Below are 14,960 nucleotides of genomic sequence, written 5' to 3'. Positions count from 1 at the left end.
GACGGGAAGAGGGGCGGGTCGCCGACGCGACCCGCCCCTCACTTTTCGAGAACTAGAACCAGAGCGCCAGCTCGCGCTCGGCCGACTCGGGCGAGTCGGAGCCGTGCACCAGGTTCTGCTGCACCTTGAGTCCCCAGTCGCGTGCCAGGTCGCCGCGGATGGTGCCCGGCGCCGCCATGGTCGGATCGGTCGCGCCGGCGAGCGAACGGAAGCCCTCGATCACCCGGTTGCCCGCCACGCGGATCGCGACGACGGGGCCGCTCTCCATGAACTCGACGAGCGGCTCGTAGAAGGGCTTGCCCTCGTGCTCGGCGTAGTGCTTCGCGAGCAGATCGCGATCCGCCTGCAGCATCCGGAGGTCGACGAGGGAGTAGCCCTTCGCCTCGATGCGGCGCAGGATCTCGCCCGTGAGGTTTCGGGCGACTCCGTCCGGCTTGACGAGGACGAGGGTTTCTTCGACGGCGGTGGTCATGGATTCTCCGTTCCGGTGGCGGCCGCTCGCGCGGCCTGGTTGTTGCGGTCGATTCGGGCGCCCATGATCATGCAGTAGGTCCACATGGCCGTGAAGATCGCCCCGACGATGAAGAAGGCGGGCACGAGGAAGCCGGCTGCGACGACGACGAGCTGGATGAACCAGCCGAGCCAGATGCCCACCGGGTAGCGCAGCAGCCCGAGTGCGACGATCATCAGCACGACGACCACTGCTCCCCCGCCGAGCGCGACGGGCGCCGGCAGTGCCTTGAGGCCGAAGAGCACGAGAGCGCCGAGGAAGACGACGATCAGCTCGAAGCCCAGCACGATCGAGGCGAGCATCTCGCGCACGGTCCGCACGCGGCGTGCCTTCGCCGGACGCGCGGGTCGGTCGCCCCCGGTCGCCGACCGCTCGCCGTCGGTGCCGTTCGCGTCGTCAGGCCCCGCATCGGGGATGCCGCTCACGAGGCCGCCTTCCAGCCGCCGGCCTCCGAGATCGCCATCGCATCGCCGACGAGCACGATCGAGCCGGTCACGACGACGGCACGGCGCGGCGCTTCGGCAGCCCAGTCGCGGGCTGCGACGAGCGCCTCTTCCGCATCGGCGTAGACGAAGGTCGCGTCCTCGTCCGTCTCCTCGCGCACGAGGTCGCCGAGCTCCAGGTAGTCGAGCGCACGGTCGGAGCGCACCTGGGTCACGTAGAACTGGTTCGCGATGGGAACGAGGGCGCGCACGATCCCGCGCACATCTTTGTCGCCCAGAGCGCCGAACACCACGGTGATCTCGTCGAAGTCGAAGTAGGTGCCCAGCGCCTGCGCCAGCGACTCCGCGCCGGCCGGGTTGTGCGCCGCGTCGACCAGGATGCTCGGCTCGATGCCGATCAGCTGCAGCCGCCCCGGCGAGGTCGCGGTCGCGAAACCCTCCTCGAGGAGGTCGCGGTTGAGCGGCTGCGTCCCCCGCCCGAGGAACGTCTCCACCGCGGCGACGGCGACGGCGGCGTTCTGCGCCTGGTGGTCGCCGTAGAGCGGGAGGAACAGCTCGTCGTAGGTCGCAGCGCGGCCCCGGATGCTCACCAGCTGTCCGCCGACGGCCACCGCAGTCGTCGCCACGTCGAACGCCTCCGGCTGTGCGGCGAAGGTCGACTCGGTGAGCTCCGCTGCGGCGATCAGCTCGCTGAGCGCATCCGACGGCTGGGCGGAACTGACGACATCCGCGGCCGGCTTGATGATCCCCGACTTGGTGCGGGCGATCGCCGCGACGGTGTCGCCGAGCGCCTTGGTGTGGTCGAGCGAGATCGGCGTGAACACGGCCACCTGACCGTCGCCGACGTTGGTGGAGTCCCATTCGCCGCCCATCCCGACCTCGATCACGGCGACGTCGACGGGAGCGTCGGCGAAGGCCGCGAAGGCGAGGACGGTCAGCGCTTCGAAGAACGTCAGCGGTGCTTTGCCGGCTTCGACCAGCTCGCTGTCGACGATCTCGAGGTACGGCTGCACGTCCTCCCAGTTGCGCACCAGCTCCTCGTCGCTGATCGGGACGCCGTCGATCACGATGCGCTCGTTGAAGCGCACGAGGTGGGGGCTGGTCAGCAGGCCGGTGCGCAGACCGTAGGCGCGCAGGATGCTCTCCGCGATCCGGCTCGTGCTGGTCTTGCCGTTCGTCCCGGTGATGTGGATGATCGGGTAGGCGCGCTGCGGATCGCCCAGCAGTTCGACGGCGCGGCGGGTGGCGTCGAGCCGGTGCTCGGGCGCTCCCTCCCCGACACGGGCGAGCAGCGCCTGATAGACGCCGTCGGCGGCAGCGCGGAAGTCGTCGTCGTCGCTCATCGGGATCCTTCCGTCGTGGTCGCCTCGTCCAGTCTGGTCACACCCACCGTGAACGCGCCCGCGTTGGCGAACTGCCCGGCCGCGAACGTCTTCTGGTAGGCCGTCTCGGCTGCCGCGAACTCGACCACCAGGGCGAGCGTCTCGGCGGCGATGTCGACGTCCTGCGCCAGTCCGAGAGCGCGGGCGTCGTCGTCGTGGGCGAACGCCAGGTTCAGCTGGATGCGGTCGCTCACATCGAGCCCTGCCGCCTTCCGCGTGTCCTGAACGGCCCGGATGATGTCGCGCACGAGCCCCTCGGCCTCGAGTTCCGGGGTGGTGACCGTGTCGAGCAGCACGAACCCGCCCCCCGGCAGGAGTGCGAGGGCCGAGGTCGACTCGCCGTCCGCCTGGGCGGTCTCGAGCACGAGGTCGTACTCGCCGGCGGCCAGCTCGATCCCGCCGGCGGTCACGATGCCGTCCAGCTCCGACCAGTCGCCGGCGCGCGCGGCCTGGATGACCTTCTGCACCTCTTTACCGAGACGCGGGCCCGCCGCGCGGGCGTTCACCGTGAGCTTGCTCGTGATGCCGTACCGGACGGCGCTGTCGTCGTGGAGCTCGACGAACTCGACCGCCTTGACGTTGAGCTCGTCGCGCAGGATCGCCTCGAACGGGCGCAGTGCGTCGGCCTTGCCGGCCACGACGGTCAGTCCCGCCAGCGGAAGACGCACGCGCAGCCCCGCCTGCTTGCGCAGGGAGAGCACGGTGGAGCTGATGGCGCGGATGCGGTCCATCGCGTCGACCAGGCTGTCGTCGGCCGGGAACTCCCCCGCCTCCGGCCAGTCGGTCAGGTGCACGCTGCGGCCGCCGGTGAGTCCCTGCCAGATGCGCTCGCTGACGAGCGGCAGCAGTGGCGCGGCCGCCCTGGTCACCGTCTCGAGGACGGTGTAGAGCGTGTCGAACGCCTCGCTGCCCGTGCCGTCGTCGCCGACGCCCTCCCAGAACCGGTCGCGCGAACGCCGTACGTACCAGTTCGTGAGCAGGTCGGCGAAGTCGCGCAGCTTGGCAGCCGCGAGCGTGCTGTCGAGCGCATCGAGATCGGCCGTGACGTCTTCGACCAGGTCGCGGGTCTTGGCGAGCAGATAGCGGTCGAGCACATCGGTCGAGTCGGTGCGACGCCTGGCCTCGTAGCCGGAGGCGTTGGCGTACAGCGAGAAGAAATACCACGTGCTCCACAGCGGGAGCAGCACCTGGCGCACGCCCTCGCGGATGCCCTCTTCGGTGACGATGAGGTTGCCGCCGCGCAGCACCGGGCTCGACATGAGGAACCAGCGCATCGCATCCGAGCCGTCGCGGTCGAAGACCTCGTTCACGTCCGGATAGTTGCGCAGCGACTTCGACATCTTCTGTCCGTCGCTGCCGAGGACGATCCCGTGACTGATCACGTTCTTGAACGCGGGCCGGTCGAACAGCGCGGTCGAGAGGACGTGCAGCATGTAGAACCAGCCGCGGGTCTGCCCGATGTACTCGACGATGAAGTCGGCCGGGTTGTGGCCCTCGAACCAGTCGTCGTTGTCGAACGGGTAGTGCACCTGGGCGAACGGCATCGAGCCCGAGTCGAACCACACGTCGAGCACGTCGGGGATGCGCCGCATCGTCGACCGGCCCGTGGGGTCGTCGGGGTTCGGCCGGGTGAGCTCGTCGATGTACGGCCGGTGCAGGTCGACCTCGCCGTCCTCGTTCACCGGCAGCCGTCCGAAGTCGGCCCCCAGGTCGGCGATCGACCCGTAGACGTCTGTGCGCGGGAAGGCCGCGTCGTCGCTCTTCCAGACCGGGATCGGGGATCCGAAGTACCGGTTGCGCGAGATCGACCAGTCGCGGGCGTTGCCGATCCACTTGCCGAACTGGCCGTGCTTCACGTTCTCGGGGACCCAGTTGATCTCCTCGTTCAGCTCGACCATGCGCTCGCGGAACTCGGTGACGCTGACGAACCAGCTGGACACCGCCTTGTAGATCAGCGGGTTGCGGCACCGCCAGCAGTGCGGGTACGAGTGCTCGTAGCTCGCCTGACGGAGCAGCCGGCCGTCTTCGCGCAGCAGCTTGGTGAGCGGCTTGTTCGCTTCGAAGACCTGCAGGCCGGCCACGTCTTCGATGATCGGCAGGAAGCGCGCGCCGTCGTCGACGGAGATGATCACCGGGATGCCGGCGGCCTCGCAGATGCGCTGGTCGTCCTCGCCGTAGGCCGGGGCCTGGTGGACGATGCCGGTGCCGTCCTCGGTCGTGACGTAGTCGTCGACCAGGATCCGCCAGGCGTTCTCGGTGCCGTAGACGGCCGTGTCGGCGTAGTAGTCCCAGAGCCGGTCGTACGTGACGTCTTCGAGTTCTGAGCCCCGGATGCGACGGGTGACGGCTCCCAGAGCATCCGCCGCCGTCTCGTAGCCGAGGTCTTTGGCGTAGTTGCCGACCAGGTCGACCGCGAGGAGGAACTCGGCGCCGAAATCGTCGTGGGCCGGGCCTCCGTGTCCGTCGGCGGCGCCGTTCGGGCCTGCGGGGACGACGGCGTACTCGATCTCGGGGCCGACGACGAGCGCGAGGTTCGTCGGCAGCGTCCACGGCGTGGTCGTCCAGGCGAGGGCGCGCACGGCGGTGAGGCCGAGCGACTCGGCCTTCGGGCCGGTCAGCGGGAAGGTGACCGTCACCGTCTGGTCCTGACGCATCTTGTAGACGTCGTCGTCCATCCGGAGCTCGTGGTTCGACAGCGGCGTCTGATCGCGCCAGCAGTAGGGCAGCACGCGATAGCCCTCGTAGGCCAGGCCCTTCTCGTGCAACTGCTTGAACGCCCACACGACCGACTCCATATAGGTGGGGTCGAGCGTCTTGTAGTCGTTGTCGAAGTCGACCCAGCGCGCCTGGCGGGTGACGTACTCGCGCCACTCCTTGGTGTAACGCAGCACCGACTCCTTGGCTGCGGCGTTGAACGCCGCGATGCCCATCTCCTCGATCTGGCTCTTGTCGGTGATCCCGAGCTGCCGTTCGGCTTCGAGCTCGGCGGGCAGGCCGTGGGTGTCCCAGCCGAACCGGCGCTCCACCTTCTTGCCGCGCATCGTCTGGAAGCGCGGGAACACGTCTTTGGCGTAGCCGGTCAGCAGGTGGCCGTAGTGCGGCAGGCCGTTCGCGAACGGCGGGCCGTCGTAGAACACCCACTCGGGCGCGCCGTCGCGGTTCTCGATGGATGCCCGGAAGGTGCCGTCCTTCTCCCAGAACGCGAGCACCTCGGTCTCGATCTCCGGGAAGCTCGGGCTCGGTGACACGCCGGATGGCTGGTCGTCCGGCGACGCGTTGTTCGGGGCCTTGGGGTACGGCATCTCTCTCCTGGCAGGTCGTTCATCTGCACGAGGACGCCGGGCGCCTGAAGCGCTCGTCGCGGTACCACCCCGCTTGCCGCATCCGCCCGTTCGAGGATGCGACCGCTCATTCACCGGCTGTGACGGGCCAGTCCCGTTCGGTTCTACTGGGCCGCCCGCGGGCCGCCGTTCTTCCGAAGACTCACCGGTGATGGCCGGGTCGACGTCTGTGCTCTCGATTCTAGCCGGTCGCGGCCGCTTCATCGAGGACGGCCTGGTAGCCGGCGCACACCGGGCCGATCGCGGCCTCCACGTAGGGGCCGAGCGGGCCGCGTCCGATCCCCGATCGAGCCCACACCCCGGCGGATGCGACAGCCGCGCCGATGACGGCGGTGGCGATGCTGCGCGGCAGGAGGGCATCCGGATCGTCGCCGGTCCGCAGGGCGACGAAGTCGCTGAGCAGCCGCACAAGCGCGAGGAAGCGCGACAGCCCGGACGCCTCGAGTTCGGCGTTCGTGCCCATCAGCTCGTACTGGGTGACGGCGAGAGGCACGCGCCCGGGGCCGAACTCGGTGGCGAGCGCGACGACCGAATCGTGCACCGCCTCCAGGACGGGTGCGGTTCCGGATGCTCTTCCGAGCACTCCCCCGAAATGCGCCAGGCTCTCGTCGACCTCGACCCAGAGGAGGTCGCTCTTGGCGTCGAAGTAGTTGAAGAAGGTCGCCCTGCTCACCCCGGCGCGGCGGGAGATGTCCTCGATCGTGGTCCCGGCGTACGTGCGCTCGAGGAAGAGCTCGGCGGCGGCCTCGGCGAGGGTGCCGCGGGAGGACGCCCGGGGCCGGCCCGAAGCGGGCTGACCCGGTCCGGAATGGATCGGCGCGTTCATGCGTTCCCCTGACTGCCTATTATTGGACCCGATCCAATTATGGATCGTACGTGAGCATCAACCAGACAAGGACCCGGTCGTGAGTTCCACTGACACCATCACCTACAGCCCGACGGACCGCCCGGGCATCACGCCGGGCACCGCCCGCAAGGTCACCATCGCATCGTTCGTCGGCACCTCGCTGGAGTCCTACGACTTCTATCTGTTCGCCTATTTCAGCGCGTTCTTCGTCGGTCCGCTCTTCTTCCAGCCCCTCGGCACGTTCGGCGGAGTGCTCGCCGGCTTCCTCACGATCGCGGCCGGATTCGTCGTCCGGCCGCTCGGCGCCGTGATCTTCGGACACCTCGGCGATCGCATCGGCCGTCGCCCCACGCTGCTCATCACGATCCTGATGATGGGGATCGGCACCGGCCTGGTCGGCCTGCTCCCCACCTACGCGGCGGCCGGCTGGTTCGGCGCCATCGCGCTCGTCATCCTGCGGCTCGTGCAGGGCTTGTCGCTCGGCGGCGAGTGGGGTGGCTCGATCCTCCTGGCGACGGAATACGCCAACCCCAAGCGCCGCGGCTTCTATGCGTCGCTCCCCCAGCTCGGGTCGCCGGTCGGCTCCATCCTGAGCGCTGTGGTCTTCATCGTCATGTCGTTCGCCCTCTCGCCGACCCAGATCGCCGAGTGGGGCTGGCGCATCCCGTTCCTGACGGCCATCCCGCTGCTGCTGGTCTCGCTCTACCTGCGCTGGTCGATCGACGAGACGCCCGTCTTCAAGCAGCTGCTCGCGACCGGCAAGCGCGACAAGTTCCCGGTGCTCGAGGTGTTCCGCAAGGCTCCCTCCGGCTTCTTCATCGCGATCGGCGCCGCAGTGCTCGGAATCGGTTCGTACTCGCTGATGAACACGTACATGGTCGACTACGGCACGGCGGTGCTGAAGTTCAGCTTCACCGACCTGCTCGTAGCGACGACGATCGGCGGTCTGCTGCAGCTGATCACCATCCCCCTGTTCGGCGTGTGGGCGACCCGCATCGGCTCCGCGCGCGTCGTCGCCATCGGCGCGATCGGCACGCTGCTGATCGCCTTCCCGATGTACTTCCTCCTCCAGTACGCGACGTTCCCGATCCTCGTCGGGAGCATGATCATCGGCGGCATCCTCCCCACCCTCTCGTGGGCAGGACTCGGCGGTCTGATGTCCGACCTCTTCCCGAGCGATGTGCGCTACAGCGGCCTGTCCGTCGCCTACAGCCTCGCGGCCCTGCTCACCGCGTTCGTGCCCAGCATCACGCTGGTGCTCGGTCAGGCGACCGGCAACGTCTGGTGGCACCCGGGCGTCGTACTCGTGATCATGAGCGCGATCACGCTGGTCTCCGCCGTCCTCGCCGCCCGCCGCAAGCCGATCATCGACGAGGTCGACCTGGCCGCCTGACGCTCGGGTACCCTGGAAGGACTGCACACTCAGGCACCTTTCCATTGACACGGTGCCGCACATATCGATACGGAGAACCATGAGCGCCGCCATTGTGCCCACCCGCAACGTGCCCGACAAGCCCGCCCTCGAAGGGCTCGAAGCGAAGTGGGGCGGCCACTGGCAGGCCGAGGGGACCTTCGTCTTCGACCGTGCGGCCGCCCTCGCTGCCGAGCGCCGGTGCCTCTACTCCATCGACACACCTCCGCCCACCGCGAGCGGATCGCTCCACATCGGCCACGTGTTCAGCTACACGCACACCGACGTGATCGCCCGCTACCAGCGGATGCTCGGAAAGCACGTGTTCTACCCGATGGGCTGGGACGACAACGGCCTCCCCACTGAGCGCCGTGTGCAGAACTACTACGGCGTGCGCTGCGACCCCTCCCTCCCGTACGACGCGGACTTCACCCCGCCGTTCGAGGGCGGAGACAACAAGAGCAGCAAGGCCGCCGACCAGAAGCCCATCTCGCGACGCAACTTCATCGAGCTGTGCGAGCGCCTGACCGTCGAGGACGAGAAGCAGTTCGAGGCGCTCTGGCGCTCGCTCGGCCTCTCCGTCGACTGGAGCCAGACCTATCGCACGATCGGGCACGAGGCGCTGTTCACCTCGCAGCTCGCGTTCCTCCGCAACATCGAGCGCGGCGAGGCCTACCAGGCGATGGCGCCGACCCTGTGGGACATCACGTTCCGCACGGCCGTCGCCCAGGCCGAGCTCGAAGACCGGGAGCAGCCGGGCACGTACCACCGCGTCGCGTTCCACGGAGAAGACGGCCCCGTCTACATCGAGACGACCCGGCCCGAGCTGCTGCCGGCGTGTGTGGCGCTGGTCGCGCATCCGGATGACGAGCGGTACCAGCCGCTCTTCGGCACGACCGTGAAGACGCCGGTGTTCGGCGTCGAGGTGCCGGTGCTCGCGCACCACCTCGCCCAGCCCGACAAGGGAAGCGGCATCGCCATGATCTGCACGTTCGGCGACATCACCGACGTGGTCTGGTGGCGTGAGCTCGACCTGCCCAACCGCGCGATCATCGGCTTCGACGGTCGCATCGTCAGCGAGGCTCCGCTCGCGATCACGACCGACGCCGGCAAGGCGGCCTACGCCGAGCTGGCCGGAAAGACGGTGTTCTCGGCCAAGCAGGCGGTCGTCGAGCAGCTCCGCGAGTCCGGCGACCTGATCGGCGACCCGAAGCCCATCCAGCACCCGGTCAAGTTCTTCGAGAAGGGCGACAAGCCCCTCGAGATCGTGTCGACGCGGCAGTGGTACGTCAAGAACGGCGCCCGCGACGAGAAGCTGCGCGCCCGGCTCATCGAGCTCGGACAGCAGCTCGACTGGCACCCCGAATTCATGCGGGTCCGCTACGAGAACTGGGTCAACGGCCTCACCGGCGACTGGCTGATCTCGCGCCAGCGCTTCTTCGGCGTGCCGATCCCCATCTGGTACCCGCTCGACGGCGACGGCAACCCGCGCTTCGACGAGCCGATCCTCCCGACGGAGGGCCAGCTCCCGGTCGACCCGTCCTCGGATGCCGCCCCCGGCTTCGACGAGAGCGCGCGCAACCAGCCGAACGGCTTCGTCGGCGAGCACGACGTGATGGACACCTGGATGACCTCCTCGCTCACGCCGCAGCTGGCCGGCGGCTGGCGGCGTGGTCCGGCAGGGCGCGACGACGACCTGTTCGCCGCCGTCTTCCCCTTCGATCTGCGTCCGCAGGGCCAGGACATCATCCGCACCTGGCTGTTCTCCACGATGCTGCGTTCGCAGCTCGAGTTCGGTGTCGCCCCGTGGTCACATGCCGCGCTCTCCGGCTTCATCGTCGACCCCGACCGCAAGAAGATGTCGAAGTCGAAGGGCAATGTCGTGACGCCCGCCGACATCCTCGAGCAGCACGGCTCGGATGCGGTGCGCTACTGGGCCGCCTCGTCGCGCCTCGGCACCGACGCGTCCTTCGACCCGCAGAACCCGACGCAGATCAAGATCGGCCGCCGACTGGCGATCAAGATCCTGAACGCGGCCAAGTTCATCCTCACGTTCGAAGCGCCGCCCTCCGACGAGCTGGACCTCGTCACCGAGCCGCTCGACCAGAGCATGCTGCAGAACCTGGCGAAGGTCGTCGCCGACGCGACGACAGCCCTCGACGGGTACGACCACGCCCGGGCGCTGGAGGTGACCGAGACCTTCTTCTGGACGTTCTGCGACGACTACCTCGAGCTCGCCAAGGAGCGCGCCTACAGTGAGGTCTCGCCCCAGCAGACCTCCGCGGTCGTGGCGCTGCGCGTCGCCCTCTCGGCCATGCTCCGGCTGTTCGCTCCGGTCGTGCCGTTCGCCACCGAAGAGGCCTGGTCATGGTTCAACACGGGTTCGGTGCACGTCGCCTCCTGGCCCGCCGCCGACACGCTGACGGCCGACTGGGGCGACCGCACCGCCGTGCTCGGCCACGTCGGAAAGGCCCTCACGGGCATCCGGGGCGCCAAGACGGCGGCGAAGGCCTCCCAGAAGACGCTGGTCGATTCGGCGGTGATCGCCGGCCCCGACGCCGAGATCGCCGCGATCCGGCTGGCCGCCGACGACCTGCGCTCGGTCGGGAGAATCGCCGAACTGCGGTTCGAATCCGCCGATGAGCTGGCTGTGACCGATATCCTTCTGGCCCAGGCCCTGAGCGAGGAGGAACGATGAGCGCAACGGTTCGTCAGGTCGAAGGAAACGAGTTCTTCACCTGGCTCGAGCTCTACGCGGGATACGGCGAGTTCTACTCCGAGCCGCTCACCGACGAGAAGGCGCTGCTCGTGTGGAGCTGGCTGACCGACTCGTCGCACGAGCTCGAAGCGTACTTCGCGGTCAACGACGAGGGCGAGCCGGTCGGCATCGCCCACGTCCGCGAGTTCGCCCGTCCCCTCGACGGCACCCGCGGACTGTACCTCGACGATCTCTTCGTCGCACCGGATGCCCGCGGCGAGGGCGCCGCCACGGCCCTCCTCGAAGCATTGCGCGACCGGGCTCGCCAGCAGGGTCTTTCCGTGGTTCGCTGGATAACGGCGAAAGACAACGAAACCGCGCGGCGGGTCTACGACCGAGTCGCCGAGAAGACGAAATGGGTCACCTACGACCTCGTACCCTGAGGTCGGGCGCACACTCGTATCCCTCCGATGGCATCGACCGTCGTGAGTGTGCGCGATAGGGTCGAACAAGCACCAACTCTCAGCCGTGCGGGGTATGGCAAACGGAGGCAGCACATGTCGATTGACGTCCGACCGGTCGCGGATGGCGATTTCTTCGCCTGGCTCGATCTCTACGAGAAGTACGCGGAGTTCTACGAGACACCGCTGACCGACCAGAAGGCGCTACTCCTGTGGTCGTGGCTGACCGCGCCCGACCACGAAGAAGACGGCCTGGTGGCCATCGAGGGCGAGCGTCTGGTCGGCCTGGCCCACTTCCGCGAGTTCGCCCGTCCGCTCGAAGGCGACCGCGGGCTGTTCCTCGACGACCTCTACGTGGCCGATGAGAACCGGGGCAAGGGTGTCGGGCATGCGCTGATCGAGGCCGTCCGCCAGCGCGCCGTCGAGCGCGGCCTCGGCGTCGTGCAGTGGATCACCGCGCACGACAACCGCACGGCCCAGAACGTCTACGACTCCGTCGCCTCGCGCACCTCGTGGGTCACCTACGAGATCGACCTGCCGAAGGCGGGCGTCTGATGCAGCTCGGAACCCGCTGGGCGGTCGGAGCGGAAGCCCCGTCCACGCTCCCCGAAGTCGTCGGCTATGCCGTGAAGACCGTCGAAGAAGAACTGGTGGCCACCGACGTCGACACGGCGGACTGGCGCTGGACCCTGACCTGGCTGGAGGGCAAGCCCGTCGTCGAGCTCGACGACGGCACGGTCATCCGGTTCAACCCGACCGAGGACTCGGCCACGATCACGCAGCCGGTCGCCCAGGAGCCCGACGAGTTCGACCTCGAGCCCTGAGCCTGAGCTCGCCGCTCAACGCGGCAGCTGTGGGAGTGTGCGGGCGGCTGCGGCGTCGCGGGCGGAGGTGATCCGCTCGCTCTGCTCGGCGTACGACGGCGCGGTGCGGAGGGCGGCGTGCCGCGTTCCCCACTGGGTGAGCGCCTCGCCGACGGTGACAGCCGTGCGGTCGATCCAGCCGGCGCGACGGTCGATACTGAGTGCAGTCATGATCCGGTTCCTTCCGGGAGAGTTTCGGCGGCCGGTTCCTGCGAACCGGCCGAGAGCAGCAGCCGCACGGCGACGAGAGTCAGTGCGACGACGACGGCGCCTCCGATGACGAAGGGCAGCCTGAGGTCGATGCGGGCGACGAACCCGCCCAGGACGGTGGCGATCGGGGTGAGGCCCCAGCCGATGGTGCGGACGATGCCCATCGCGCGACCCAGCATGTCGGAGGGGACGATCGCCTGGCGGAGCGCACCCCAGGGGACATTCCAGACCGAGACGCCGAACGCGCCGACCGCGTAGGCGGCGATCGCCACGCAGACATTGCCCGTCAGCCCGACTCCGAGCAGCCCCACGCCGCCCACCAGCATCGACGAGAACATGATCGGCCCGCGGCCGAACCGCTCGACCAGGCGGCTCGAGATGAGCGCGCCGACGAGCGCGCCGACGCCGACGCCCGCCGTGACCACGCCGATCAGCGCGGCCGGAACGGCTAGGGTCTGCAGCAGCAGCAGCACGACGCTGCCTTGCGCGAACGCCAGCGCGGAGGCGGTGATCGAGGTCAGCACGATCATCGCGCGCAGGAACCGGTGATGGACCAGGAAGGACACGACGGCGCCGAACGAGGGTCGCGGTGCGACCGCGGCAGAGGGATCGGCAGCGGCATCCGCCCGCTCACCGGCTCGCAGGCCGCGTGCGGCGGCCGCCGGGATGCTCAGAGCGAGCAGGCCCGCGACCAGGAACCCGGCACCCGTCAGCCAGACGGGCAGCACGATCGCAGCGGCGAAGAGGAAGCCGGCGACCGGGGTGGCGATGAAGTTCTGCACCACGATCTCGGCCGACTGCATGCGCCCGTTGGCCCGGTCGAGCTGGTCACGGGTGACGAGACTCGGCACCACGGTCGTGGTGGCGTTGTCGAAGACCGTCTCACCGAGCCCGAACAGCAGCACCACCGCGTACAACCACCAGATGGTGAGGGCGCCGGAGGCGATGAGCACGGCGAGGAGCGCGGCGACGGCGAATCGGAGGCTGTTGGCGACGGCCATGGCGATCCGCCGGTCGACGCGGTCGAGCAGGATGCCCGCCGGGATGCCGAACAGCAGCCACGGGAGGAAGGTCACCGCTGTGAGGCCGGCGATGAGGGCCGGGTCGCGGGTGAGCGTGGTGGCGATCAGCGGGACGGCCGTGCGGCCGATGCCGTCGGCGAGGTTGCTGGTGACCGCGGCGATCCAGAGGCGGTTGAAGCCGGCGCTGAGAGGCGCGCGGCGCACCGGGGCGAGCGTCGTGCTCATTGCTCGTTCCCGTCGATCAGGGGGAAGGCGTTGAACTGGACCTGCACACGACGCTCGCCGGGGGCCAGCTCGCGATCGCCCTCCGTCTTGCCCCACTTGGCGCGGAGCCGCTCGCCGAGCAGGTGGTATTCACGGCCGAACTCGGCCAGCTGCTCCTGGTTCAGTTGCAGGTGCGCGGTGGAGAGTGTGGAGGCCTCCGACCACTCCGTGCCCAGCACGTCGAGGCCGTAGCGCAGGAATGCATTGAGCCGGCGCTCGTTGTTCTGGGCCCACTCGCGGGAGATCAATTCGGTGGCCTCCCGGCCGGCCGGTGTCGCCAGCGTCTCGGGCGATCCGATGGTCACTCCGCCCGGGGCCATCTTCCACCACCGCTCGCGAGCGGAGCCTTTGCCCTCCTCCTCGACGATGAGGTTGTGCTTGGCGAGCTGACGGAGGTGGTAGCTGGTGGCTCCGCTCGACTCCCCCAGTCGCTCGGCGAGGCCACTGGCGGTCAGCGGCCCGAAGTCGCTGAGCTCGTTCATGATCTGGATGCGCATCGGGTGCGCGAGTCCGCGAAGGGCCTCGAGACTGAGCGCATTGTCGTACGGGTGCGATCGTGCCGGCGTCTGGGCCGGCGTCGCGTCGGGGGTCTCTTCGGGTGCCATGCCCTCAGATTACAGTTGCAAAGACTTCTTTGCAACTACTTCTTTGCAATCGATCATTTGCAACCGGCTCTTTGCATCCGCTCTTCGCACCCGTCAGACGTGCGCGATGATCTCTCCGTGCGGCATGGCGTACCAGCCCTGAGGCGACGTCGCCCACTCCAGCCAGGCAGCGGACACCGCCTGCAGGCCGCCCTCGTCCGTCAGCCCGGCCTCGAGCGCGTACGTCGCGAAATCCGACTCCCGGGCACGGACGCTCCACGAGTCGCCCCACCACGCACGCTCCTCGTCCGAGGCGAAGCACCAGATGGAGGCACTGCCGTCGACGCGCTCGAAGCCCGCCTCCAGCGCCCACGCCTTCAGCAGGCGCCCGGCGAACGGCTCGCCGCCGTTGTAGCGCTGCACCGCCTGGTTGATGCGCATCCACTCGCCCAGTCCTGGCAGCAGCGGCGCCCAGATCGTGCCCCCCCAGTCGACATCCCGCGCGGCGACGACGCCTCCGGGCTTCGTCACGCGCCGGAATTCGGCGAGAACGGCGACGGGGTCGGACATGTGCTGCAGCACCTGGTGCGCATGGACCACGTCGAAGGTGTCGTCGTCAGCGTCGATGCGGTAGGCGTCACCGACCTCGAACCGCACGTTGCGCACCCCGCGCTCTGCCGCGTAGGAGCTCGCCCGCGCGACGATGTCCGGCGACGCGTCGATGCCGACCGCCTGCCCCGGCGAGACCCGCTCGGCCACGTCGACGGTGATCGTTCCCGGGCCGCTTCCCACGTCGAGCACAGAGGCGCCCGGCACGAGGTAGGGCACCAGATAGGCGGCCGAGTTGGCGACGGTGCGCCAGGTGTGGGAGCGGAGGACACTCTCGTGATGGCCGTGGGTATAGCGCTCATGCAGGTCCATGG

General features: G+C 68.9%; 14 protein-coding genes. 5 read left to right on the top strand and 9 right to left on the bottom strand.

Annotated elements, in window-relative coordinates:
* Positions 1–52 precede the first annotated feature (52 nt).
* The 5 genes from ndk to ACFVV5_RS03395 all read right to left on the bottom strand — a co-directional run bounded on the left by ndk (position 53) and on the right by ACFVV5_RS03395 (position 6,503).
* Positions 53–472 carry a nucleoside-diphosphate kinase gene (gene ndk / locus ACFVV5_RS03415; protein WP_387239002.1) on the bottom strand — a complete coding sequence of 140 codons (420 nt, stop codon included), beginning with the start codon at positions 470–472 and terminating at the stop codon, positions 53–55.
* The gene (locus ACFVV5_RS03410; RefSeq protein ID WP_387238999.1) at positions 469–936 is read right to left on the bottom strand and encodes a DUF4233 domain-containing protein; all 468 of its coding nucleotides are present in this window, start codon (positions 934–936) and stop codon (positions 469–471) included. Before ACFVV5_RS03410 ends, ndk begins: the two co-directional genes overlap by 4 nt.
* Positions 933–2,297, bottom strand: a complete 1,365-nt coding sequence (locus tag ACFVV5_RS03405) for a bifunctional folylpolyglutamate synthase/dihydrofolate synthase (protein WP_387238996.1) — start codon at positions 2,295–2,297, stop codon at positions 933–935. The genes ACFVV5_RS03410 and ACFVV5_RS03405 overlap by 4 nt, the downstream gene beginning before the upstream one ends.
* Complete coding sequence (gene ileS / locus ACFVV5_RS03400) at positions 2,294–5,638, bottom strand: isoleucine--tRNA ligase (RefSeq protein WP_387238993.1); 3,345 nt, start codon at positions 5,636–5,638, stop codon at positions 2,294–2,296. The genes ACFVV5_RS03405 and ileS overlap by 4 nt, the downstream gene beginning before the upstream one ends.
* A gap of 220 nt (positions 5,639–5,858) precedes the next feature.
* Positions 5,859–6,503, bottom strand: coding sequence for a TetR/AcrR family transcriptional regulator (locus ACFVV5_RS03395; RefSeq protein WP_387238990.1), 645 nt, complete (start codon positions 6,501–6,503; stop codon positions 5,859–5,861).
* Between the two features lie 79 nt (positions 6,504–6,582).
* On the opposite strand from ACFVV5_RS03395, the gene ACFVV5_RS03390 reads away from it, so the two are divergent.
* From ACFVV5_RS03390 to ACFVV5_RS03370, 5 genes are all read left to right on the top strand, one after another.
* Positions 6,583–7,917, top strand: coding sequence for an MFS transporter (locus ACFVV5_RS03390; RefSeq protein WP_387238987.1), 1,335 nt, complete (start codon positions 6,583–6,585; stop codon positions 7,915–7,917).
* A 79-nt stretch (positions 7,918–7,996) separates the two neighbouring features.
* Positions 7,997–10,633: a valine--tRNA ligase gene (valS, locus tag ACFVV5_RS03385; protein ID WP_387238984.1), complete on the top strand. Its 2,637-nt coding sequence runs from the start codon at positions 7,997–7,999 to the stop codon at positions 10,631–10,633.
* The gene (locus ACFVV5_RS03380) at positions 10,630–11,076 is read left to right on the top strand and encodes a GNAT family N-acetyltransferase (protein WP_387238981.1); all 447 of its coding nucleotides are present in this window, start codon (positions 10,630–10,632) and stop codon (positions 11,074–11,076) included. The genes valS and ACFVV5_RS03380 overlap by 4 nt, the downstream gene beginning before the upstream one ends.
* Before the next feature lie 114 nt (positions 11,077–11,190).
* Positions 11,191–11,649 carry a GNAT family N-acetyltransferase gene (locus ACFVV5_RS03375; RefSeq protein ID WP_387238978.1) on the top strand — a complete coding sequence of 153 codons (459 nt, stop codon included), beginning with the start codon at positions 11,191–11,193 and terminating at the stop codon, positions 11,647–11,649.
* Positions 11,649–11,918: a hypothetical protein gene (locus ACFVV5_RS03370; protein ID WP_387238974.1), complete on the top strand. Its 270-nt coding sequence runs from the start codon at positions 11,649–11,651 to the stop codon at positions 11,916–11,918. Before ACFVV5_RS03375 ends, ACFVV5_RS03370 begins: the two co-directional genes overlap by 1 nt.
* A 15-nt stretch (positions 11,919–11,933) precedes the next feature.
* Here the strand turns inward: ACFVV5_RS03370 and ACFVV5_RS03365 are convergent, their stop codons facing one another.
* The 4 genes from ACFVV5_RS03365 to ACFVV5_RS03350 form a co-directional block, all read right to left on the bottom strand.
* Positions 11,934–12,128 carry a hypothetical protein gene (locus ACFVV5_RS03365; protein WP_387238971.1) on the bottom strand — a complete coding sequence of 65 codons (195 nt, stop codon included), beginning with the start codon at positions 12,126–12,128 and terminating at the stop codon, positions 11,934–11,936.
* Positions 12,125–13,414 (bottom strand): MFS transporter, encoded by a 1,290-nt coding sequence (locus ACFVV5_RS03360; protein WP_387238968.1) that lies wholly within the window; start codon positions 13,412–13,414, stop codon positions 12,125–12,127. Before ACFVV5_RS03360 ends, ACFVV5_RS03365 begins: the two co-directional genes overlap by 4 nt.
* Complete coding sequence (locus ACFVV5_RS03355; protein ID WP_387238965.1) at positions 13,411–14,058, bottom strand: helix-turn-helix domain-containing protein; 648 nt, start codon at positions 14,056–14,058, stop codon at positions 13,411–13,413. The genes ACFVV5_RS03360 and ACFVV5_RS03355 overlap by 4 nt, the downstream gene beginning before the upstream one ends.
* Positions 14,059–14,151: 93 nt before the next feature.
* Positions 14,152–14,958: a methyltransferase domain-containing protein gene (locus tag ACFVV5_RS03350; RefSeq protein ID WP_387238962.1), complete on the bottom strand. Its 807-nt coding sequence runs from the start codon at positions 14,956–14,958 to the stop codon at positions 14,152–14,154.
* Positions 14,959–14,960: the final 2 nt, after the last annotated feature.

It is taken from the genome of Leifsonia sp. NPDC058248 (assembly GCF_042881905.1).
Lineage (GTDB): Bacteria > Actinomycetota > Actinomycetes > Actinomycetales > Microbacteriaceae > Leifsonia.
This window is presented reverse-complemented; position numbering and strand designations above follow the sequence as displayed.